Raw genomic sequence first — 1523 nt, 5'->3', positions numbered from 1 at the left:
CCCTCTCTGCCAGCCTTGGGTGAGACATCCCGCTTTGTCGGGTTAGCCTGAGAGGGCCCGAGTAGGAGTTCCACCCCTGATGACCAGCACCAATTCGTCCGCTGCCGACCCGGCGCCCAGGCCGAAGCGCCGCACGTTCAGCCCCGAGTACAAGCTGCGGATCGTGGCCGAGTACGACGCCGCGCCCGAGGGCGAGAAGGGCGCGGTCCTGCGCCGCGAGCGCCTGTACCACTCGCACGTCACCGAGTGGCGGGCCGCGCGCGATGCCGGGGCCCTGGAGAACCTGGCCGACCGCCGCACGAGCCCGGCCCGCACGAAGAAGTCCGCCGCCGAGGTCGAGAACGAGAAACTGCGTCGGCAGGTGGAACGGCTGGAGAAGGAACTGGCCCGGAACAAGGCCGCACTGGAGGTCCTGGGAAAAGCGTCGGCGCTCTTGGAAATGATCTCCGAGGGCGCGGACTGAGGCACGCCGCCGACCCGGTCGTGGACGAGGCGTTCGCCGGCGTCGAACACGAACTGGGCATCACGGCCGCGTGCCGGCTGACCGGCCGCTCCCGGGCCACCCACTACCGCAGGCTGCAGCCGCTGCCCGCGCGCGGGCCACGACAGCCCCAGGTCCAACCGTCGGCCCTTTCGACCGAAGAACGTGATGCGGTACTGGAGTTGATGAACAGCCCCGAGTACGCTGAGCTGCCGCCCGCACAGATCTGGGCCCGCGAGCTGGATACCGGGCGCTACCACTGCTCGGTCTCCACGATGTACCGGATCCTGCGTGAGCGGGGGCAGTCGGGTGAGCGCCGCCGCCAGGCCACCCACCCGGCCAGAACAGTGCCCGAGCTGGTTGCCACCGCGCCTTCGCAGGTGTTCACGTGGGACATCACCAAGGCAGCCGGCCCCAGCAAGGGAATCTGGTACCACGCCTACGTCATCCTTGACATCTTCAGCCGCTACATCGTCGGCCACACCGTCGAGGCGGCCGAATCCGCCGAGCGGGCGGAAGAGTTGATCCGCGAGACCATCGCGCGCAACGGCATCGTCCCCGAGACCGTGCACGCCGACCGCGGCACCTCGATGACCAGCAAGAAAGTCTCCCAGCTGCTGATCGACCTCGGGGTCACCAGAAGTCACTCGCGCCCCAAGGTCTCCAACGACAACCCGTACAGCGAGGCCCAGTTCAAGACCACCAAGTACATGTCCGACTATCCCGAGCGGTTCGACTCCCTGGCCCACGCCCGCGAATGGTTCGACACCTTCATCTCGTACTACAACCACGAGCACCGGCACTCGGGCATCGGACTCCACACGCCCGCCAGCGTCCACTTCGGAACCGCCGATGAGATCCGCGACCAGCGGGCCGTCACCCTCGTCGAGGCCTATGCACGGCACCCCGAGCGCTTCGGCCGCCGCCCCAGACCACCCGAGATCCCAAAGACGGCGTGGATCAACGACCCGGCCAAGCGCAGGGAACCCGCACCACAAACCTCATAGCGTCACGACCGTCTCACTGGACTTGAAATCTTCCG

The 1523-nt window shown here is 67.6% G+C and carries 2 protein-coding genes; both read left to right on the top strand.

Annotated features, from left to right (window positions below; all coding sequences use genetic code 11):
* Nucleotides 1-79 precede the first annotated feature (79 nt).
* Complete coding sequence (locus ACZ52J_RS42855) at nt 80-463, top strand: transposase (RefSeq protein ID WP_465626867.1); 384 nt, start codon at nt 80-82, stop codon at nt 461-463.
* A 20-nt stretch (nt 464-483) separates the two neighbouring features.
* Entirely contained in the window at nt 484-1488 is a 1005-nt protein-coding gene (locus ACZ52J_RS42850; protein WP_465626865.1) for an IS3 family transposase, read from the top strand.
* Nucleotides 1489-1523: the final 35 nt, after the last annotated feature.

The organism is Kitasatospora sp. NPDC034035 (assembly GCF_055575755.1).
The sequence above is the reverse complement of the archived record's forward strand: the minus strand, read 5'-3'. Positions and strand labels throughout refer to the sequence as shown.